The following is a 23130-nucleotide window of genomic DNA, read 5'->3' as shown; positions in this document are numbered from 1 at the left end:
GAAGTGTACAAAGTAATGCTCGTCGATGACGAAGTGGGCGTACGCAACAGCATCAAAGCGAAAATAAATTGGGCGGAAGCGGGGTATCAGATCGTTCTCGAGGCGGCGAACGGGGAAGAGGCGCTTCGTCTGCTGGGCGATTATCCGCTCCCGGATCTCGTCATTTCCGATATCCGGATGCCTCAGATGGACGGCATCTCCTTCATGAAAGCCTGCCATGAGCGTTACCCAAGGCTGAGAACCGTCGTATTGTCCGGGTACTCCGACTTCGAATACTTGAAGTCCGCCATCCAATACGGAGCGAAGGACTACCTGCTGAAGCCGGTCGTCCGCAGCGAGCTGTCGGAGCTGCTGTCCCGGATCGCCAAAGAATTGGACGGCGACCGGCACAGAAGACAGGAAGAGCAAAGGGACCGGATCAGGCGCGACGAGTGGCTTCAAGCAGAGCGGGAACAACTCCTTCTCCAATTGGTGAAGAACGAGTGGCTCAGCATTACCGTGGTGAAAGAACGGCTGGAACAGCTGCAGCTGACCTCTTTGGCGATGGACGGGCTTCATGCTCAGTTCGTGACCGCCGAGATGCGGGTACCGGACGGACGGTTGGAGGGATGGGACGACCGGATGGATTTGCTGGCGCTCTCTTTTCAGATGCTGGGTCGGGAGCTGGCCAATCGTTGGGGGGACATTTACTGTTTCCAGGACGTTAGCCGGCCATCCATGTTATTCTTCCTGCTGCTTCATTCCGAGCGCATAGATAGCAAGGGGCGGGCGGCGCGATTCGTTCACGAGTTTAAAAACGGCGTGAAGCAATATTTGAGGTTGGACTGCGTCCTTGGGATCGGAGAATCCATTCACAGCCTGAAGGAGTTCAAAAACGGTTATGCCTCCAGCATACTGGACTGGAGCCAGAGGACCGTGCGAGGACCGGCCGGAGGCCAGGGGCAACCGGAGTTGACGAACGCTTTTCAACCGGAAGTCGAACGAAAACTGGTGAACGCGATCGAAAGCCTGGATATGAGGGCGTTCTCCAGGCATTTGAAAGATGTATTCGGCGAGGATCGGGATACGCCGATGTTTTCGTTTACTTTTCTGACGCTGCGCATCATTCTGATCCTCCACTCCGTCGCCAAGAAATTCGAAGCGGGAGATTCCTCGCTGCAGCAGTATTTATGGAATTGCCAGATGTCGGTAAATGATTTCGTATCCAGGGAACAGGTGCTGGAGCAGCTCCACCTTATGGCGGAGAAGGTCATGGGCGAGGTGCGGAAAACGAGGTTTTCCGGGGGCCAGAAGCTGGCCGAAGCGATCCGCTTATACGTGGACGAGAACTATTCTTATGAGTTGACCCTCTCGTCCTTGGCGGAGATGTTCCATTTGAACGAAACCTATTTGTCGAGCTTGTTCAAACAGAATGCGGGCTTGACGTTCAGCGACTACGTCACGAATCTGAGATTGACGAAAGCAGAGCAGCTTCTTCGGGAGAACGAGCTCAAGCTGACGGATATCGCCACTTTGGTCGGTTATTCCAGTTCCAGTTATTTCAGCACCTCGTTCAAGAAGCATTACGGCGTCAGTCCCAAAGAATACAGGGACCAGCACGCGACGGGCGAAAGCAAAGCGTAAACGAATAGGGACGTTGCTTACGAAGCCTCCGGGGATCCGGAGGCTTTTTTGTTTTATGCGTGATGCGACCAAATTGGAAGACGATATCCGAACAAAGTGAAATCTTTATCCGCTCCGCTTCCGGTAAACTCGCCGCATGACGACATTTCGACGCGGGGGTTGCGATATGGGAAGCAGACACAAACGAATGAAGATCGGAGCGGTGGCGGCGTCGGCCGTGCTGCTTGCAGCCGCGGGGGCGATTTACTACGGCACCCGCGTCCAAGAGAGCGCAAACGAACCGGCATTGCCGACGGGGTTCGCTTATCGTCCCGATCCGGCCTATTTCACGGAGAAGTTCCGCCCCCAATACCACCTTTCCCCCGAGACGGGCAACATGAGCGATCCGAACGGCATGGTGTATTTCGAAGGGGAGTATCACCAGTTCTATCAGCACAGCGGGCAGTGGGGGCACGCGGTAAGCAAGGATTTGCTGCACTGGGAGCAGCTTCCTCTCGCAATCGCGAAGGACGACCTGGGCGACATCTGGTCCGGCAGCGCCGTCGTCGACCGGAACGATACGACGGGCTTCTTCGGCGGCAAACCGGGTTTGGTCGCGATTTTCACCCATTTCAAAAACGGCGTGCAATCCCAAAGCATCGCCTACAGCGCCGACAAAGGGCGGACATGGACGAAATACGCGGGCAATCCGGTGATCCCGAACCCGAACGTCAAAGATTTCCGCGATCCGAAAGTGTTCTGGCATGAGGCGACGAAATCGTGGGTCATGGTCGTATCCGTGGACCAGAAGGTGTGGTTCTACCGTTCCCCCGATCTGAAAAATTGGACGCGAAGCGGAGAATTCGGGCTGGGACACGGATCCCATGCGGCCGTTTGGGAGTGTCCGGATCTTTTCGAGCTCCCGGTTGAGGGCAGCGGGGAGAAAAAATGGGTGCTTACCGTGAGCATCGGGAACAATTCCGCGACCAAAGGGTCGAAAGCCCAATATTTCATCGGATCGTTCGACGGATCGACCTTCAAGGACGATAACGGGCCAGCCAACGTGTCGTGGACCGACTATGGCAAAGACTTCTACGCGGCGGTCTCGTATTCGGACATTCCGAAGGAAGACGGACGCCGAATATGGCTCGGATGGATGTCGAACTGGCGGTATCCGTTCGCGATGCCGACAGGCGTCTGGAAAGGCAACATGTCGATTCCCCGGGTCCTGAAACTCCGGAAGATCCCGGACCAGGGAATCCGGCTCGTTCAGGAGCCGATCGAAGAGCTGAAAACGTTGCGCGGCAACCCGCGGAAGGTGAAGAAAATGACGCTGTCGCCCGGTCGGAATCCACTGGAAGGGGTCAAGGGAACGAACTACGAGCTGGAGGCGGAGTTCGATGCGGGCAGCGGGCATTCTTTCGGCGCGAAGGTAAGGGCGGGTGAAGGCGGCCAGGAAACGGTCATCCGGTACGATCCGAAGATGAACGTTCTCTTGCTCGACCGCTCCCATTCGGGCGTGACCGATTTCGAAGGGGGGTTCGCCGAAGCGATGGCGGCGCCGCTCGTTCCTAAGGACGGCAAAATCAAGCTGCGGATTTTCGTGGACGAGACGACGGTCGAGGTGTTCGCGAACGACGGGGAGGCCGTGTTGTCCGCGATCGTCTTTCCCGATCCGACCAGCGATGATATCGGGTTGTTCGCGGATGGGGACGTCACGTTAAACCATGCGTCCTATTACCCGATGCGCACCGTCTGGCGAGACGAAGACCCTGACGCCAAGAAACCGCTGCGCATCCTGCTCAGCCGCAGCATTTTACATCTGAAAGCCGGAGAAGAGCAGCCGATCGAGACCGCCGTCGTCCCCTTCCCGGCCGACCAGCGGGTGAACTGGAGCTCCAGCGATCCTTCGGTTGCGGCGGTTGGCGGAAGCGGCGAAACCGGCGAAACCGGCGTTCGGGTCAAAGGGATGAAACCGGGCAAAGCGGAAATGACCGCGACGAGCGAGGACGGGAAGGTTCGCGCTTCGCTCAACGTGTTCGTCGAATGACGATGAATGAAAGCCAAATCAAATTGCAAGCCGAAGCCCAAGCAAAGTGAAATCAGTTCCTCTCCGGAATTGATATAACCGGAAGCGTAGGTTGTTTACGTCGCAATACGGGGGTTGCCAGTGAAGAAGAAATGGATATGGATTTGGACATCGGCAAGCCTGCTCGCCGCGCTTCTCATCCTCTGCGCAACGGTCGCGTTCTCTTTCCGCGAAAAGCCGGCTGCGGCGGCTGCCGAATACGCGGCGGAAAATGCGGCGATGCCGAAGGACGGAATCGTGGCCGGCGCCGCGGAGATTTCCTCCGTCGACAACGCTGCCCCTGTCCTGCTGCCGGAAGGGGAAGGCCGCCGGGGCGTACTGGAATGGAAAGAAGGACAAACGGTCCAGTGGAACGTCGACGTGCCGGAAGATTCCGAGTATGAGCTCTCTTTCGGATACTTCCCGCTCGAAGGCACGGGGCAGGATCTTGAATTCGGCCTCGCCGTCGACGGAAAGGAACTCTCGGAGCGGCAGGTGCCGTTCCGCCTGAATCGCGCGTGGAAAGACGAGCCGGGACCGCTTCGGCGCAACAACGGCAACGATCTGAGACCTAAGCAATCGGAAGCCGGCGTTTGGCTGGAATCGAAAGTGCGAAGCGCGGAGGATTTAAGCGATTCCGATCTCCGGATGAAACTGTCGAAAGGACGACACGTCATACGGCTCACCGGTATTCGGGAATCCGCGCTGCTGGATTACTTGCTGCTGAAGAAACCGGTCGACCCGGCGCCGTATGCGGAATATAAGGCCGCCTTGAAACCGGCGGTGCAAACCGTCCGGGCGAAGGAGACCGTGGCGAGCATCGAAGCCGAACATGCGTACCTGAAATCGGATTCGGGGCTCTTCCCGACCGTCGACCGTACGAGTCCTCTCACCACGCCTTACCATCCGACTAAAATCCGCATAAACACGATCGGCGCGGCGAACTGGGATATCGCCGGGCAATGGATATCATGGAAATTCGAAATCCCGGAGGACGGCGCGTACAAGATCGGCGTGCGCTACCGCCAGAACAAGCTGAAAGGCGCGTTCTCGACCCGAAAAGTGTATGTCGACGGAGAGGTCCCGTTTAAAGAACTGAGCGAAGTCCGCTTTCCGAACCGTTCGGGTTGGAACATCAAGGAGCTGGGTGACGACACCGGGGAGCCGTTTCTCGTTTACCTGACCAAGGGGACCCACGAGCTGAAGATGGAAGTGACGCTCGGAGAGATGGCGCCGTTTCTGCAGGCGGTACAGGACATCGTTTACAAGCTGAACGACCAGTACCGGAAAATCATCATGATCACGGGCGTGAAGCCCGATCCCTACCGGGACTACGACCTCCAGAAAAGCATCCCGGGTCTGTTGCCGGCACTCGAATCGCTGAGGGACGAAATGAAAACCCGATCCGATCAGCTCACGGAAATGAACGGCCAGATGAACCAAGGCTCCCGCGCGCTGTTGCAGCTGTCTCGCCAGCTGGACGGGTTCATCGACCGGCCGGATTCGATCCCGAAGAAGCTGGAGACCTACATCAACGACGTTGCCGGCCTGTCGGACTGGATCATCAACGCCCGCTACCAGCCTCTTGAGGTGGACCGTATTTACGTGGCCGGCGCGAAGGCCGAGCGGCCGAGGGCGGAAGCGAACTTCACGGATAAGCTCGTGCACGAAATCCGTTCCTTCGCGGGGTCCTTTTTCGAAAATTACGACAGTCTCGGGACGGAAGAGAAAGCCGGCGGCAAAACGATCGAGGTGTGGGTGGGAGCCGGACGCGACCAAGCGTACGTAGTGAAACGGTTGATCGACGAAGCCTTCACGCCCGCCACCGGCATTCAGGTGAAAGTCAATCTGGTCCGCAACGCGTTGGTCGTCGGGGTGATGGCCGGCAAAGGGCCTGACGTCAACCTGTTCACCCGCCGGGGTGAAGCGATGGATTTGGCGATCCGTGGAGCGTTAAGCCCGCTCGATACGCTGACGGGTTTCGAGGACATGAAGAAACAATACATGCCCTCGGCGTTCGAGCCTTACCGATTCGAGGGCCATACTTACGCGGTGCCGGACGAGCAGGAATTTTTCATGATGTTTTATCGTGAAGACATTTTGAAGGATCTCGGATTGGAGCCGCCGCGAACTTGGGACGACGTGATGAAAATCGCTCCGGTGCTGCAGAACAACAATCTCCAGATCGGGCTGCCTTATGAGAATCTCGACGCGGGCCAGTTGAAAGACCGGGGCATCGGCACGTTGAACTTGTTCCCGTCGCTGCTCATGCAGAACGGAATCAACCTATACAGCGACGCCCATGATCGGACCCGGCTCGACGAACCGAAGGCAGCCGAAGCGTTCAAGACTTGGACGGATTTCTACAAGCTTTATGATTATCCGCTGTATAAGAGCGACTATTACCGTTTCCGGACCGGTCAGATGCCTGTCGTCATCGCCTCCTACAAGCTGTACAACCAGCTGTCCGTTGCCGCTCCGGAAATCGCGGGCAATTGGAAAATGGTGCCGATTCCGGGCATCAAACAGCCGGACGGTTCCGTCAACCGAACGTCGGCGGCGACAGGAACATCGGCGATCATTCTGAAAAGCGCGAAGGACCAGGCGTCGGCCTGGACGTTCATGCAGTGGTGGAACTCGGCGGACATCCAGAGCCGGTACGCGAAGGAGCTGGAGAACGAAACGGGGCGGATCGGCCGCAAGCTGCCCGCCAACCTGGAGGCGTTCCGGCGGAGCAAATGGGGGACGGAAGAACAGAGGACGCTTCTGGAACAGTGGAAGGAAGTTCGGGAAGTGCCTGAGCTGCCGGGCAGCTACTATACGACCCGCAGCCTCGACAACGCATTCCGCGGCGTCGTGTTCGAATGGAAGAATCCCCGCGAGAGCTTGAACTACTGGAATAAGCAAATCAACGAAGAGATCGAGCGCAAGCGGATCGAGTTTGGGGTGAAACGATGATCAGAGCCATGAAACTGGCCGTCAAGAAGCACAAGGAAAGTTACTTGCTGATGACTCCGTATATGCTGTTTTTCCTTGCATTCACGATTTTGCCGGTCATCATCTGCATCGTTCTCGGCTTCACCTACTTCAGCATGGTAGATGCGCCGCGGTTCATCGGATGGCACAACTACGTCCGTATGTTCCTCGATGACGACGTGTTCATCATCGCCGTTAAAAACACGCTGCTGTTCGCCTTCGTTACCGGACCGATCGGGTACCTGATCAGCTTCCTGGTCGCGTGGATGATCAACGACATGCCGCGGACGCTGAGATCGATCGCCACCACGATCTTCTACATCCCGGCGATCGCGGCGCCGTCCGTATATCCCATGTGGTTCCAGGTGTTCAGCCCGGACGAATACGGGTACGTCAATTCGTTCCTCATCCGCCTCGGCGTCATTGACCATCCGATCGCCTGGCTGCTCGACCCCAAATACATGATGGGAGTCCTGATCCTCATCCAACTTTGGCTCAGCCTCGGCATCAGCTTCCTGGCGTTCATCGCGGGTTTGCAAACGATCGACAAAAGCTTGTACGAAGCCGGCGTCATGGACGGGATCAAAAACCGGTTCCAGGAGCTGTGGTACATTACGCTGCCGTCCATGGTCCCGCAGTTGGTGTTCGGAGCCGTCATGCAGATCGTCGCTTCCTTCAGCGTGGCGGACGTATCCATCGAGCTGGCCGGTTTCCCAAGCACGGATTACGCCGCCGAGACGATCGTCACCCACTTGCGGGACTATCTGAATATCCGTTATGAGCTCGGCTACACCTCCGCGATTTCGGTCGTGCTGTTCCTCATGATGGTGTTCTCCAGCCGGCTTACGACAAAGCTGCTGCACAAAGTCGGATCGTAACGCACAGAAGGAGGCAAGCGGCATGCTGGCTGCTTTACGCAAAAAAACCGGATCCAAGGCGCGCCGTTCCTACACCGGCAACGCGATCGTCTTTTCCTTCATCGGAGTGTTGGCGCTGCTGTCGGCGCTGCCGTTGATTTACACGTTCATCAACTCGATCAAGCCGATCGACGAGCTCTTCCAGTTCCCGCCTAAGTTTACCGTGTCCCGGCCGACGTTCGACAGTTACCGGGAGCTGTATCAACTGGCCTCGACGATGTGGGTGCCCTTGTCGCGGTACTTGTTCAACACGCTGTTCGTGGCGACGGCGGGAACGCTGTTCCACGCGCTGTTCTCTTCGATGGCCGCCTATCCGCTGGCGAAACATCAATTTCCGGGCAAAAACGCCGTTTTCTCCGTCATCGTGATGGGGCTCATGTTCGTGCCGGCCGTCACCTTCATGCCGCTGTTCGTCATCATGAGCGAGACGAAGCTGCTCAACACGTACGCGGCGATGATCTTTCCCGGCATCGGCCTGTCTCTTGGGCTGTTCCTGATGAAGCAATTCATCGAGCAGCTGCCGGACGCCATTCTCGAAGCGGCCAGAATCGACGGCGCCAGCGAGTTCCGGACCTTTTTCGCCATCGTTCTGCCGAATGCCGCGCCTGCGATCATGACGGTCATCCTGTTCCAGTTCACGCAGATGTGGAACTTCACGCAGACCGACCTCATTTTCAGCGAATCCCTCAAAACGCTGCGGGCGGCGCTCGACCAGATCGTTCCGAAGGGCGATCCGATTTTGAGGGCGGGGCCCGGATCGGCAGCTTCCGTCATCCTGATGCTGCCGCCGATCGCGTTGTTCATCCTCATCCAGCGCAAAGTCGTGGAAACGATGACTTTTGCCGGTATCAAGTGACAGGAGGAGCCATGAAAAACAAACTCGCTTTCCTCGCCATGGCTCTCGCCTTCGCGATTCCGGCAGCCGTACCGGCTCCCGTAAGTGCGGAAGCGCCATATCAAGCCTATGCGTACGACGAATGGAACCATTCGAAAGCATCGCCGAACGGCTATTTGCCTGAACGGATCTATAGCGGCCTCGATGCCGGCAGCGGGCCCTTCTCAGAGCCGCAGGATCTTTTCGTCGACGGAACGGACCGGATTTACGTCGCCGATTCCGGCAACGGCCGCATCGTGGTCCTCGACGATCGGTTCCGCGAGGTCGACAGCATCTCGGAGGTGAGGTGGCAGGGTAAAAAACTGCCGCTGAAGCATCCGACCGGCATCTTTGCCGCGGAAGACGGCAGGCTTTACGTGGCCGACCAAGACCGCGTTCTGCGCTTGAATGCGAATAAAGAGGCAGAACTCGTCATCGAAAAACCGAGACATCCGCTCATCCCCGCAGACTTCAAGTTCAAACCGCTTAAGGTTGCCGCGGACGCGGCCGGCAGAATTTACGTGCTGTCGGAGGGCCAGTTTTTCGGTTTGATGCAGTTTGACCCGAAGGGCGAATTCATGGGCTACTTCGGCAGCAACAAGGTCGAAGTCACTCCTTACGTCGTTCTCGAGACGTTCTGGAAAAGCATTCTGACGAAAGCGCAGCGGGAAGGGATGGCCAAGCTGCTCCCGATCGAATACTCCAACCTGGATGTCGGGAAGGACGGATTCGTGTATACGACAACCATCGTCTCCCAGAACTCGCGCGAAGAAATCAAAAAGCTGAACCCCCTGGGCAATAACGTGCTGACCGGGGAGAACGGCATCGGCGATTTCGGCGACAAAGAGACCGCCATGAAGAAAGGGGTCAAGCAGGACACCTCTTTCGTGGATTTGGCGGTTCACCCCGACGGTTTCATCGCGGGGTTGGACCGGACGCGGGGCCGCGTGTTCGAATACGACGGGGACGGGAACGCGGTTGCCGTGTTCGGAGGACTCGGTAACCAGCAAGGTACTTTCCAGCAGCCCGCCGCTGTCGCCTATCTGGGAGATGACTTGCTCGTACTGGATTCGGGCAAGCGCAGCATTACCCAGTTCGCGCCGACCGAATACGGCCGCACGGTGCACGAAGCCGTGAAGCTGTACAACCAAGGCTTGTACAAGGAGGCTGCCGCGGTTTGGCGAGATGCGTCCAAGCGCGACCTGAACAATCGTCAGGCTTACGTCGGCATCGCCAAAGCGCTGGAGAACGAGGAGAAATACGCCGAGGCGCTTCCGTTCTTCAAGCTTGGAGCCGATCGAGGTGCTTACTCCGACGATTACGGCCAAATCCGGATCCGCAGCGTCCGCAGCCATATGCCGCTGATCATGACACTGCTGGGCGTGCTGCTATTCGGTTATTACGGCGCCAAATGGTACCGGTTCATCGCCGGGCCTAACCGCCGGACGCGTCTAGCGAAACGTCCCGTGCTTTTCCGTAAAAAGATGAACCCGTTCCGGGCGCTGCTCCATCCGTTCGACGCCTTCTACGCCGTGAAAGCGGAAGGGAAAGGCTCCCTCCTCTTTGCCGGAGCGATCGTCGCGGTGTTCTTCCTCGCCAGCGTGTTCCATCGGCAGAATACGGGTTTCATATTCAACCCGCATGATTTGAACGACTTGAACGTGCTCCTCATCGCGGCCAAAACCGTCGTGCTGTACGCCCTGTGGGTTGCCTGCAACTGGGCGGTCGCCACTTGGATGGAAGGGGAGGGCAAAGCATCGGAAATCGCGATCGTCAGCGCTTACTCCATCATTCCATACGTTGCCGGACTTATCCTGACAACGCTGCTCAGCAATGTATTGGTCAAGGAGGAGGGCGTGTTCTTGCCCTACGTTACGGCGGTTTCCCTCCTGTGGAGCGGCGTGCTCATGCTCGTCGGCCTGTTGACGATTCACGATTACGGCTTCGTGCGGACGCTCCGTTCCGTCGCGCTGACGTTCGCGGCGATGGGCATCGCCGTCTTCCTGGCTACGCTTTTCTACACGCTGTTCCAGCAAGCCTACGTCTTCGCGTCCACGATCTACAACGAATTGTTGTTCCGAATCTAAGATCCATCGCAACCAGAAAGGAGGGACGCGCGATGAACATGAAATGGACCGTCGCGGCCATCGCTGCCGGAGGGATCGCGATCGCCGCCATCTTCGGGTTACGGGCCTTCGGCGGCACCGACCGGGAAGAACCCGTCAAATCCGCGGCAGCGGCAGCCGTAAAGCCGGCTCCCGTTCACGGCCAAGCAGGGCAAGTCGTACGGGCGGCTCGAACGTCGCGGCTGGCGCTTGATTTCCGCACCGACACGGCGGAAATCAAGGTCACCGACCTCGCGTCGGGCGCCGTGTGGACCAGCAATCCGGTCGACCGGGACGCGGATTCCATCGCCAAGGGCGTCAAGAAGCAGGATTTGAACGCGCAGTTGCTGCTGGATTACGTGGATCCGCAGAACAAACCGTTCCAACTGAACAATTTCACGGGAAGCGTCAAAAGCGGCACGTTCACCTGGAAGCCGATCGCAAGCGGAATCGAAGTCGACTTCGAGTTCCCGCAGGCCGGCTTCGTCATCCCGGTCCAATACAGCCTGAAGGACGACGGTTTCGTTGCGACGGTTGCAGCCGACCGCATCGAACAGCAGGGCAAATACCGCTTGGTGAACGTGAACCTGCTGCCGTTCTTCGGGGCCGGCGGATTAAAGGATGAAGGGTATCTGTTCGTTCCGGACGGCAGCGGAGCGTTGATCCGTTTCAACAACGGAAAAAGCTTGTATAAAAGCTACGACGACCGGGTGTACGGCGGCGACCTTGCGGTTGACCGACCGGAAGCGCACGAGACGAAGGAAGACATCCGGATTCCGGTTTTCGGCCTGAAACGAGGCGCCAGCGCCTACGTCGCCGTCATCCATAAAGGTTCGTACCAAGCGGGCATCACCGCATCGGTCAGCCGCAAAAACAACCAATATAATGCCGTTTCGAGTTATCTCAACCTGTTGGAATTCGAGACGAACGTGCTGATGGAAGGAACCGCGAACGAGAAAACGGTCGTCCGTGCTTCTGCGTCGACCGCGGGCGGTCAACCTTTCGAAGTCCGCTACTACTTTCTGAACGGCGATAAAGCCGACTACGCGGGCATGGCGGAAAGGTACCGCCAATATTTGACGGAAGAGCAGGGCGTGAAGCCGTTCGATTGGCCGAAGGCCGGACAGCTGCCGCTCATGCTTGAGATTATCGGCGGCGTAAAGAAACGGGATACGTTCCTCGGTATTCCTTACACGACCGTCGAAGCGCTCACTTCGTTCGACGATCTGCGCCGCATGACGGACCGGTTAATCGGCAAAGGGATCCGAACGATCGGCATCCGTTACGAAGGCTGGACTTCCGGAGGGATGAAGGACGAAGTCCCGACGTCGCCGGATGCGGAAACAGCGCTCGGCGGCAACAAATCCTTCCGCAAGCTCGCGTCGGATCTGAAACAGAAGGGAGTCGCCTTCTACCCCGCGGTCGATCCCGTCCAGCTGTACGAAAACGGAAACGGCTTTAACAAATTCATGGATGCCGCCAAAAACATCAGCCGCGCGCCGGCTCTCATTCGTTCTTACCTGCTCAGCACGGGTGCCAAGGACCGGAATGTAAGGCCGTGGTACCTGCTGAAGCCGGAATCCGTCCGGGAAGCGGTAGGCCGGTATTCCGAATCCGCGCGGAAGAAAGGCATCGGAAGAACCGCTTACCAATCGATCGGCTCCATGGTCTATTCCGATTTCCGGAAGCGGATGCTCTCCAAGAACGAAACCGGGCGCATTTGGGAAGAGAGCCTGAAAACCGCCGCTTCGCGCAGCGAAGGCCTCTCGTTCGACCATGCGAACGCGTATGCGTTCTCCAGCGCGGAGAACGTGACGGACGTTCCGCTCTATTCCAGCCGCTACGACGTAGAGGACGATTCGGTCCCTTTCTATAGCATCGCGCTGAGCGGATTGATACCGGCATACAGCGAGCCGATCAATCTGGCGGGGAATACCCGGGCGTACTTGCTCAAGCTGATAGAGACAGGCACTTTTCCAGCGTACCGGTTCGTCGCGGGGGACGGCAGCCGCCTCATCGGAACGGAATTCGACGGCCTGTACAGCGGCGGTTTCGAACCGTGGTTCGATGATGTTGCCGCGGAATACCGGGAACTTGACGAAGCTCTTCGGCCGATCCTGGGCCAGCCTATCGTCGACCATGACCAAATCGCCGAAGGGGTTTACCGGACCGTCTTCGCGAACGGGAAAACCGCAGCGGTCAATTATACGGATAAGACCGCCACGGTGGACGGCGAGCCTGTCGAGCCGAACGGTTATCGGATCCGCTAGGGGGAAGCTCATGTTCAGACTGCAGACAATGCCCTATCCGAAAAAAAAGCAGCTATACGGACTGCTGTTCATCCTGCCGTGGGCGATCGGATTCGTGCTCTTCTTCGCCGGGCCGCTCGTGACGTCGTTGAAATACGCGTTCCACAACATGGAGATGACTCCGGCAGGGCTGAAGGGCAAGTTTATCGGTTGGGAGAACTTCCGGTACGCCATTTTCAAAGACCCCGAGTTCATTCGGGAAGCGGCGAATTCGTTCGTCAACATCCTGTACGCGGTACCCCTCATTCTCGTTTACGCCTTGTTCGTCGCCGTCCTGTTGAAAAACAATTTCCGCGGCAGGGGATTCATGCGTGCCGTCGCGTTCTTGCCGGTGATCATCGCGTCGGGCGTCCTGATGGACATTTTGAAGGAGGACGTCTTCTCGCAAGGCATGCGCGGCGGCGTCGATAGCGTCTACCTGTTCGGCGGGGGCGGGATCGAGGGAGTGCTGACGGAGCTCGGCTTCGGCCCGAAGCTGATCGAGGTGTTCAATAACGTGATCGCGAGGATCTTCGACCTGACCTGGCGTTCCGGCGTGCAGGTGCTGCTCTTCCTGGCCGGCTTGCATGCGATTTCCGGGGATCTGTACGAGGCTTCTTCGGTGGAAGGGGCGAGGCCGTGGGAGCAGTTCTGGAAAATCACGCTGCCGATGCTCACGCCGATCATGCTGCTCAACATCGTGTATACGATCATCGACACGTTCACGGATTATGGCAACGGCGTCATCCTCATGATTTACGATACGGCCTTCTCCCAGGTCCGGTTCGGGTACAGCAGCGCGCTGTCTTGGCTGTATTGCCTGGCGATCGGACTGTTCCTCGGCATCGTCTATCTGCTGCTGAGAAAGCGGATCGTCCACTCCCAGGATTAAACGAAAGCGGTGAACCGATTTGAATGCACGCTTACAGGGAATTTGGAACAAACGCCTTCGGACCCCCATCGTTTCCGCCATCCGCTACGCGGTTCTGGCCGTTCTGGCTTATCAACTGCTGTATCCGCTTCTGTACATGCTCAGCATGGCGCTCCGGCGGCCGGAGGAGGTAACGGATCCCAGCGTCATCTGGATTCCGAAAACATTCTCGCTGCAAAATTTCACCGACACGCTTCGCGTCATGGACTTCTGGGACGCATTCGCGAACAGCATGTACGTCGGGGTCGGCTGCGGGCTGTTGGACGTCGTCTCCTGCGCCTTCGTCGCGTACGGATTCGCGCGCTTCCGGTTTCCGTTCTCGAACGTATTGTTCGCCCTCGTCATCCTGACGCTGGTCGTACCCGTGCAGACGATCATTCTTCCGCTGTACGCGGACATGAAGTATTTCGACGCGTTCGGTTTGATGAAGCTGTGGTCCGCCGTCACGGGAGGGCCTGGCTCTATCAGTCTGATCGGCAAATACGCGTCCTTCTACCTGCCGTCGCTGTTCGCGATGGGACTGCGGTCGGGGCTGTACATTTTCATCTTCCGGCAGTTTTTCGCCGGCATGCCCAAAGAATTGGAAGACGCGGCTTACGTGGACGGATACGGCCCGTTCAAGACGTTCTTCCGCATCATGCTGCCGAATGCCAAAAACGCGGTCATTACCGTCTTCCTGTTCTCTTTCGTCTGGCATTGGAACGAATATTACCTCTCCAACCTTTGGCTGGGCAATCTCAAGAAAAATTTCGCCATCGCTTTGTCGTCGCTGAGGGTCGACCTGCAATCGGTCGTCAACGTGCAGACGATCAGCGATCCGCTCGTCGTGCTGACGCGAATCCAAGCCGGCGCGCTGCTCTCGATTCTGCCGCTCCTCGTGCTATACCTCGTTACGCAGCGATATTTCACGGACAGCGTGGAGCATGTAGGGATCAAGTGAGCGGGAGGAATCCCAATCCCACCACCATCACGGAAAGGAGGCGATGCCTTCCACGTTCGCGCAAATACCGTCTCGTTAAGTTTTAAGGGAGTCATGCTTTAGATCATCGAAACGGCCAGAACCCTGAGGAGGATCATTGTCCATGAAAAACCGTAAATCTATCGGCATCGCCTTGGCTTCGGTACTGTCTCTTACGCTGCTCATATCCGGCTGCGGCGGCAGCAAATCGGATAGCTCGCCTTCCGCCGACGCAAGCGCGCCTGCCGGCAGCGCCTCGGCGGATAGCTCGCCTTCCGCCGACGCAAGCGCGCCTGCCGGCAGCGCCTCGGCGTCGGCATCACCTTCCGCCTCTGAGGAAGCGCCGAAAGTCGACGGCAACATTACGATCTTGTACCACACCTCGAAAGAACAGTACGCCGAAAACAAAGCGGCGAATCCGAACGCTTACGACGCCGTTTGGGAAACGATCCCCGAGTTCGAAAAAGCGACGGGAGGCAAAGTCAACGTCGTTGCCGTACCGTGGGGCGACCAGAAGTCGACGTTGATCTCCATGGTCAACGCGGGAGACCAGGTGGATATCGCGCAGGCGAACGACCAGAACTTCCCGGTTTACCCGCTCAAGAAAATCGTGCAGCCGATCGATCAATACATCGACCTCGGCGACCCGCTGTGGAACACGGCCGTCACGAAAACGTTCTCGTTCGGCGGCAAGCCGTACGCGGTCGGTTCCACCGCGGCTCCTATCGTGATTTATTACAACAAAACGATGTTCACGAACAACGGAGTGAAAACGCCTTCCGAATATTACAAAGAAGGCAAGTGGAATTGGGATACATTCCGTGAGGTGGCCAAGCAATTGACGGCCGATACCGACGGCGACGGCAAAACCGATCAATTCGGCTTCGGCTGGTGGGATGCCGGTTACGCGCTGTACGTCGGCTCCAACGGCAAAACGCTGCTGTCCTCCAACGATGACGGTTCCATCACGACGAACTACGATTCGGAGAACGTCAAAGAAGCGATGCAGTTCGCCCAGGATGCGCTGCTGAAGGACAAATTCATCGACAAGGACAAAGAAGGCGACTACTTTATCGGCGAGTTCAAAAACGGCAAGCTGGCCATGACCGCCGAATACGGCTTCGCGGGCTTCACCGTGTTCAAGAGCGACTACGAGCTGGACTTCGTGCCGGTACCGACCGGACCGAAAGGCACGCAGGACGTCGGTCCGGGCGGCTTGTCCGGCTGGGCGATCCCGACGGCTTCCAAAAATCCGCAAGGCGCGGCGGCGTTCATCAAAATGATGGCGGCCAACGAAGCCAAAGTCGCGGCGGAAGCGAACGCCAAGAATTACGGCCAGGAGAAAGTGGATCTGATCAACAAGCTGTCGAGCAACATCCTGTTCGCTCCGATCGGCGTCGAGAAGTATTGGGACGCCAACGGCGTCGTCATGAAGGGCATCAAAGACGGCACGCCGGTCGGCACGTTCGCGCAGAACGCGAAGAACATGCTGGAGGAAGGCATTAAGATCACGCTGACCCAATAAAAGGACACGAAGGCCCGGACCGGTATTTCCATCGATCCGGGCCTTTCCCGAAAGGAGGAGCCCGATGCATCAGGAGACGTACGCGGAGCCATACCGCTTGCAATATCACCTGTCGCCCCCCGAGGGACCCATGAGCGATCCGAACGGAATGGTTTACTTCGAGGGAGAGTACCACCAGTTCTATCAGTTTACCGGCCGGTGGGGTCACGCCGTCAGCCGGGATTTGGTTTATTGGGAGCATTTGCCGCTCGCGATCGACAGGGATGAGCTGGGAGACGCATGGTCCGGCAGCGCCGTCGTGGACGCGAAGGACACGAGCGGATTGTTCGGCGGCAAACCGGGGTTGGTCGCGATCTTCACCCATTGCAAGAACGGCGTCCAGTCTCAGAGCATCGCCTACAGTAGCGACAGGGGACGTTCATGGCGCAAATACAACGGTAACCCCGTATTGCCGAATTCGGGATTGAAGGATTTCCGCGACCCCAAGGTCATTTGGCATCCCGAAACCGGCAAGTGGGTCATGGTGGTGTCGGCAGACAAACGTGTGCAATTCTACAGTTCTCCGAATTTGATCGATTGGGCGTTCGAAAGCGAGTTCGGCGAAGGGCAGGGATCGCACGCCGCCGTGTGGGAGTGCCCGGACCTGTTCCCGCTGGATGTGGACGGGGACCCGGCTCGCCGAAAGTGGGTGTTGCACGTCAGCATCGGCGACAACGACGAAACGGACGGCTCTACCGCGCAATATTTTATTGGTCGCTTCGACGGCAAGCGCTTCGTGAACGATTTGCCCCCTGAGGAAGTTCGTTGGACGGATTTCGGGCAGGATTTTTACGCGGCGGTTTCCTATTCGGATATTCCCGATCAGGACGGGCGGCGGATCTGGCTGGGCTGGATGTCCAACTGGAAGTATCCGTTCCATGTTCCGACATCGCCTTGGAAGGGAGCGATGTCCGTTCCGAGAGTGCTGCGCCTGCGGACGGAAGGCGATACCGTGCGCTTGGTTCAGGAACCGATCGATGAGCTGAAGAAGCTGAGGGAGGTCCCATGGACGGCAAACGGGCTTGAAGTGTCGGACGGCACGCGGAAGCTGGCGTTCGAAGGCGCTTGTTATGAGTTCGAAATGACCGTCGAGTGGGAAAAGGTCGAGGAATTCGGCGTACGGATGCGCGTTTCGGGGTCCGAAGCGACGGAAGCCGGATATTACGTGAGCGGCAACCGGCTTTTCGTGGACCGGACGCGGTCCGGGTTTTCGGATATCATCGGCCGATCCGGTAAACCGGTCCAATTCGACAAGTGTTTTGAAACGGAGAGAATTCGCGAAGGAAACGAGCTGAAGATGCGAGGATTCGTCGACGCATCGAGCGTCGAGATTTTTTTCGATGACGGGCTGCAGACGTTTACCTCGTTAATTTACCCGAATGGCGGCAGCACCGGACTAGAGCTGTTCGCCATCGGCGGCGCCGCCGTATTTCGGAATTTGCGCGTATATCCTATTAAATCGATATGGAGAAGATGATCGACATGACGCAATTCTCGCATCAAGAGCGAATCGAAATGGCGAATCGGGCTTTGTCGGACCCCTCATTGGGCGTGAAAAATGACCGTTTCCGTTTGCACTATCATTTCATGCCTCCTGCCGGCTGGATGAACGACCCCAACGGATTGATCCAATACCGTGGCGAATACCACGTCTTTTACCAGCATGATCCGTACGGGCCGCAGCAGGGTCCGATGCATTGGGGCCACGCCAAAAGCCGGGATTTGATCCGATGGGAGCACTTGCCCGTCGCGTTGGCGCCCTCTGAAACCTACGACTGGGTCACGGAAGGCATTGGCGGAGGCTGCTGGTCCGGCAGCGCAGTGGACGACGACGGCCTATTTACGCTGGTCTATACCGGCCATGTGGACGGCAGAAGGCCGGAGGAAGTTCAATGCCTGGCGACGAGCACGGACGGCATCCGTTTCGAGAAAGCGGCCTTTAATCCCGTGATCGAAGGCCCGCCGGAGCCGGACGGCTTCGGTTTTCGGGATCCGAAAGTATGGAAGCGCGGCGATTGTTGGTGCATGGTCGTCGGATTCGGCAAAGGCGGCTTCGGGAAAGCCTTGTTCTACCGTTCTTTCAATCTGAGGGAATGGGAATACGTCGGCCCGGCGGCCGAAAGCGACGGCACGATGGGCGACATGTGGGAGTGCCCGGACTTGTTCCCGCTAGGGGAGGGGGACCGCCATGTGCTGGTCATTTCTCCGATGAACATGGGTGAGACGAAGACGATGTACCTCTCCGGAGATTTCGATTATGAAACGGGGCGATTATCCGTCGAACACGCCGAAAGGCTGGATTACGGCTTCGATTTCTACGCGCCTCAGACGTTCCTCGACGACCGCGGAAGACGCCTCTTGTTCGGATGGATGAACATTTGGGGCAGCGCGATGCCGGAGAGAGGAGACGGGTGGATGGGAGCGCTTACGATCCCTCGCGAAATCCAACCGGCGGAAGGCGGGAAGATCCGAATGGTTCCCGTGCCGGAGCTTCGGGAATTAAGGGGGGGCCATCACGCGGTTAAAGCGCAGCAGATCCCGGAAGGCGCCGAGGTGCCGTTGGCGGGCATCCGTTCTGAGGCCTTGGAACTGATTGCGGTGTTCGACGCTTCCGCGTCGAAGGATGCCGAGTTCGGCATTTTGCTGAGATGCTCGGAGGACGATTCCGAACGGACCGAAGTCCGCTATTGCCCTGCCAGCGGCATTTTGTCGATGGACAGGAACCGCTCGGGGATCGGCGACAAAGGCATCAGCGAGACTTCGATCGCCCCCATGGACGACGGACGAATCAAACTGCACCTGTTCCTCGACCGGTCATCCGTGGAGCTGTTCGCCAACGACGGGGAACGGACGATCACGAACCGGATTTACCCGGACCCTTCCAGCCTGGGAATCAAGCTGTTTGCCCGATCGGGCAATGCTTCTCTCGTTTCGCTGGACATATGGGAGTTGAAGTCGATCCGGTGAGCGGAATGACGCCGTTTTTCGAATAAGAAGGAGGTTCGTATGAGATGAATCATATCGGCTTTCTCTCTGTCAAAAAGGTGTTCATCGTGGTTCTTTCTAGCTTCATCGTATCATTGTCCGGCTTCGGAATGGAAACCGCCAGGGCAGCCGGCTGGAACAGCAACATGCCGGGGTACGTGCCGGTATCGGGAACCTGGTCCGAAATTCCCGGAGACGGATTGAAAGGCGTCAGCGGGTCAGGGGCGAATGCTTTTAACCTGTCGACGACGAAGGTCGGCACGAATTTCACGTACGAGGCGGACGTGAAGGTGGACGCTTCAACGCCTTTTGGCGTCGGGTCCCTCGTTTTCCGGGCGGCCGAGGACGGCTCCAAGGGGTACGTGGTACAAATCGACCCGAATATGGACCGTATCCGGTTATTCGATTTCGGCACGGGAACCGACCTGGGAACGCCTTACGCCGCTTCCCTCGACCCGGGAACGTATTACCATCTCAAGGTGGCTGCGGACGGGACGGGGATCAAAGTATATTTGGGCGCGGCATTGGCCGTTTCCGCAACCGATTTCCGTTATGCGCAAGGCTGCGTCGGCTTCAATGTTTTCAATGGCACCGCGTATTTCCAAAACGTATACGTCTACGAGACCCAAACGAATCTGACCGGATGGAATTCCGCAGGGGGAGCGTGGTCGACGACTTCGCAAGGGTGGAAAGCGACGGCGCCCGGGGGCCAGAACGCATACGCCATGTCCGCGACCAGCGCAGATGATTTCACTTATGAAGCTGACATCCTCGTTCATGATCCCTACGCGGTCGGAACGCTGCTGTTCCGTTCCGATGCAAGCGGTTCGCAGGCTTATGCGCTGCAGGTCGATCCGAACCTCGACAGGCTTCGGCTGTACAGAACGAACGGAGACGTTACTTTAGCCACCTATTCCACCGCCATTGATGCGGGCAAGGTTTATCACGTTCGCGTGAAAGCCGATGGCACGACGATCAAAGCGTATTGGCAATCCAGCTTCTCGCCGGCAAACGGATACGATCCGGTCATGACCGTAACGGATGCTTCGCGCGCCAGCGGGTTTGCAGGGCTTAATGCATTCAACGGCAGCGTATCGTTCCAGAACATCACGATCAGCGATTTGAAGACGAACTTGAACGGTTGGACGACTTCCGGGGGAACTTGGACTCCGCATTTGTCCGGCGTGAAGGCAGTCAGCCAGGGAGCCGTCGACACCTTCCGAATGGCCGCAACCGAGGCAGCCGATTTCGTACTCGAAGGCGATTTGAAAGTGGATGCCGGCACGCCTTCCGGCACGGCCGCGCTCGTTTTTCGTTCCAATCCGGCGGGATCGGCGGGGTACGTTGTGAACATCGATCCGAATCTCGACCGGGTCCGCCTGTTCGATGCGAACGGAGGAGTGACCCTCGCTTCCGCGAACTATACGATCGAAACCGGCAAAACGTATCATCTTGAAATTCAAGCTCAAGGACCCACTATCAAAGTTTACGTGGACGGGAGCGCGGCGCCGGTCCTAAGCGTCACGAATACCGCCTATGCCGGAGGCAAACTTGGCTTGAATGCGTTCAACGGAACGGCCTATTTTCAAAATGTTTACGTTTATCCCTTGAACGAATATTACAGCGAGCTTTACCGGCCTCAGTACCATTACACGATGGCATTGAATTGGATCAGCGACCCGAACGGACTCGTTTACTTTGAAGGCGAATACCATCTGTTCACGCAGGACGGCGGCACGTGGACGCATGCGGTCAGCACGGATCTCGTTCATTGGAAACGTCTCCCCATCGCGCTCCCTTGGAACGATTCAGGCCATATTTGGTCCGGCTCGGCCGTCGCGGACGTAAACAACGTCTCAGGACTGTTTAACGGAGGTTCCGGTCTCGTCGCGTTCTATACGATGTTCCATCCCGACAAGCCGGGCGGCAATCAGAAGATCGGCGTCGCGTTCAGCCGGGATAAAGGACGAACCTGGGAGTATTACGGCGGCAACCCTATCGTCCAAAATCCCGGTGGTCCGGACGGCGGATGGGACTTCCGCGATCCTAAAGTCGTATGGGATAACGATCGTTCCCGTTGGGTGATGGTCGTATCGGGAGGAGATCACGTCCGTTTCTTTACGTCGACGAATTTGTTGACCTGGACCTATGCGAGTTCCTTCGGTTACGGGGCCTATCTCCACGGGGGAACTTGGGAATGCCCGGACTTGTTTCAACTCGCCGTGGATGGCAATCCCGCGAATAAAAAATGGGTGCTTGCCATCAGCACCGGACCGTCGACGCAAACGGACGGCTCCGCTTCGGAATATTTCGTCGGCTCGTTCGACGGCACGACGTTCGTCAGCGACAACCCGGCCGGTACCGTGCTTCGCAGTGAACGGGGAAAAGACATGTATGCCGCGATGACCTTCTCCGACATTCCTTCGGCGGACGGCCGGCGCATCGGCCTCGGGTGGATGAGCAATTGGGATTACGGGTTCAGCTTCCCGACATCGCCCTGGAGGCATCAAATGTCCATCCCCCGCGAGCTGACTTTGAAATCGTTCGCGGGAGAAGGCGTCCGTCTCGTGCAAACTCCAATCGCGGAGTTGAACTCGCTCCGAGGAACGGCGAACAACTGGAGCAACGTTACCGTAACGCCGTCCAGCTCCAATCCGTTGGCGAACGTGTCAGGCAGCGCCTTCGAGATAGAAGCGGAGCTGGAGCTGCCGACCTCGGGCAAAGCGAACGAATTCGGGTTCCGGGTTCGCGAGTTGGGCGGGCAGGCGACGGTGGTCGGTTATCGAACGGATACTTCCACCATGTTCGTGAACCGAGCGGATTCCGGTCGGGACGATTTCACCGAGAAATTCACGGGACGGCACGAGGCGGTACTGCCGCCGGTCAACGGACGCGTCAAAATGCGTATTTACGTGGACGAATCATCCGTGGAGACGTTCGGCAATGACGGCAAAGCCGTCATCTCAGACATGATATTTCCGGATTCGGCCCGTGACGGGATGTCCTTTTATGCCGTCGGCGGCAACGTCAAAATCGTTTCTCTGCATGTGTATCCCCTGTCGAATACGTGGCGTTACGAGCCGGTCGGCGGAACCGTTCCCGAGAAAGTCGTGATGGATCGCGGCAAGCTCGAGCTTGGCCTCGGATCGACACGCAGGATTTATACGAGGGTTCTGCCGCGTACGGCTTCGAACCAGAACTTGACGTGGAGTTCGAGTAATCCCTCGATTGCGACCGTTACCTCCGTCGATGCCCGCAGCGCGAACGTGACGGCTGCCGGCAGGGGCCGCGCGGTGATAACGGCGACAACGGCATCCGGTTCGATCGTCGGAATGACCATCGTCACCGTCGGGGCATTCAATACCAATTTGACAGGTTGGACCTCCGCGCCGGAGGCGGAGTGGGTGGCCACGGATGACGGAATCGCCGGGTTTTTCGACCAGGACGCCAATTATATGTCAAACGTAAGCGGCAGTAACTTCACGTACGAGGCAGACCTTAAGCTGGACGAAGCCGGGGGCGCAGGTTCCATGATCTTCCGGGCCGATGCCACGGGCGGCAATGGATACTACTTTAACGTCAATCCGGGCTTGAAATCGCTTCGGTTATTCTATAAGACGAACGGCAGCTTCAGCAATGCCCAGGTGCTGGCAGCCGTCCCGGCACTCGTCCAGCCCGGCAAAACGTACCACGCGAAAATCGTGGCGAACGGGACGAACATCAAAGTGTATTTCGACGGAAGCTCGACTCCGGTCATTGACGTGAACGATACAAGATACGGAACGGGCTATTTCGGATTAAACGTGTTCGGCGGAAGAGCTTACTATCAAAATGTCATCCGCTCTTGAGCGGGAAGATGAGG

Annotated in this window: 13 protein-coding genes; all 13 read left to right on the top strand. The window is 57.6% G+C overall.

The window, feature by feature from the left end:
* Positions 1-3 precede the first annotated feature (3 nt).
* The 13 genes from EAV92_RS14825 (at position 4) to EAV92_RS14765 (ending at position 23116) form a co-directional block, all read left to right on the top strand.
* Complete coding sequence (locus tag EAV92_RS14825; protein ID WP_123041823.1) at positions 4-1623, top strand: response regulator transcription factor; 1620 nt, start codon at positions 4-6, stop codon at positions 1621-1623.
* Positions 1624-1789: 166 nt separating this feature from the next.
* On the top strand, positions 1790-3652 hold the full coding sequence (locus EAV92_RS14820) for a GH32 C-terminal domain-containing protein (RefSeq protein WP_123041822.1): 1863 nt from the start codon (positions 1790-1792) through the stop codon (positions 3650-3652).
* A 120-nt stretch (positions 3653-3772) separates the two neighbouring features.
* Positions 3773-6628 (top strand): extracellular solute-binding protein, encoded by a 2856-nt coding sequence (locus EAV92_RS14815; RefSeq protein WP_123041821.1) that lies wholly within the window; start codon positions 3773-3775, stop codon positions 6626-6628.
* Positions 6625-7524 carry a carbohydrate ABC transporter permease gene (locus EAV92_RS14810; RefSeq protein ID WP_123041820.1) on the top strand — a complete coding sequence of 300 codons (900 nt, stop codon included), beginning with the start codon at positions 6625-6627 and terminating at the stop codon, positions 7522-7524. Before EAV92_RS14815 ends, EAV92_RS14810 begins: the two co-directional genes overlap by 4 nt.
* 22 nt (positions 7525-7546) lie before the next feature.
* On the top strand, positions 7547-8419 hold the full coding sequence (locus tag EAV92_RS14805) for a carbohydrate ABC transporter permease (protein WP_123041819.1): 873 nt from the start codon (positions 7547-7549) through the stop codon (positions 8417-8419).
* A gap of 11 nt (positions 8420-8430) precedes the next feature.
* Positions 8431-10524, top strand: coding sequence for a YIP1 family protein (locus EAV92_RS14800; RefSeq protein ID WP_123041818.1), 2094 nt, complete (start codon positions 8431-8433; stop codon positions 10522-10524).
* Between the two features lie 32 nt (positions 10525-10556).
* Positions 10557-12812, top strand: coding sequence for a DUF5696 domain-containing protein (locus tag EAV92_RS14795; protein WP_123041817.1), 2256 nt, complete (start codon positions 10557-10559; stop codon positions 12810-12812).
* Between the two features lie 10 nt (positions 12813-12822).
* Positions 12823-13722 (top strand): carbohydrate ABC transporter permease, encoded by a 900-nt coding sequence (locus EAV92_RS14790; RefSeq protein WP_123041816.1) that lies wholly within the window; start codon positions 12823-12825, stop codon positions 13720-13722.
* A 19-nt stretch (positions 13723-13741) separates the two neighbouring features.
* Positions 13742-14701: a carbohydrate ABC transporter permease gene (locus EAV92_RS14785; protein WP_123041815.1), complete on the top strand. Its 960-nt coding sequence runs from the start codon at positions 13742-13744 to the stop codon at positions 14699-14701.
* Between the two features lie 142 nt (positions 14702-14843).
* Entirely contained in the window at positions 14844-16244 is a 1401-nt protein-coding gene (locus tag EAV92_RS14780) for an ABC transporter substrate-binding protein (protein ID WP_123041814.1), read from the top strand.
* A gap of 64 nt (positions 16245-16308) precedes the next feature.
* Positions 16309-17760: a glycoside hydrolase family 32 protein gene (locus EAV92_RS14775; RefSeq protein ID WP_123041813.1), complete on the top strand. Its 1452-nt coding sequence runs from the start codon at positions 16309-16311 to the stop codon at positions 17758-17760.
* A 5-nt stretch (positions 17761-17765) separates the two neighbouring features.
* On the top strand, positions 17766-19250 hold the full coding sequence (locus EAV92_RS14770; RefSeq protein ID WP_241158280.1) for a glycoside hydrolase family 32 protein: 1485 nt from the start codon (positions 17766-17768) through the stop codon (positions 19248-19250).
* Between the two features lie 44 nt (positions 19251-19294).
* Positions 19295-23116: a GH32 C-terminal domain-containing protein gene (locus EAV92_RS14765; RefSeq protein ID WP_123041811.1), complete on the top strand. Its 3822-nt coding sequence runs from the start codon at positions 19295-19297 to the stop codon at positions 23114-23116.
* Positions 23117-23130: the final 14 nt, after the last annotated feature.

Source organism: Cohnella candidum, assembly GCF_003713065.1.
Classification (GTDB): domain Bacteria; phylum Bacillota; class Bacilli; order Paenibacillales; family Paenibacillaceae; genus Cohnella; species Cohnella candidum.
The sequence above is the reverse complement of the archived record's forward strand: the minus strand, read 5'-3'. Positions and strand labels throughout refer to the sequence as shown.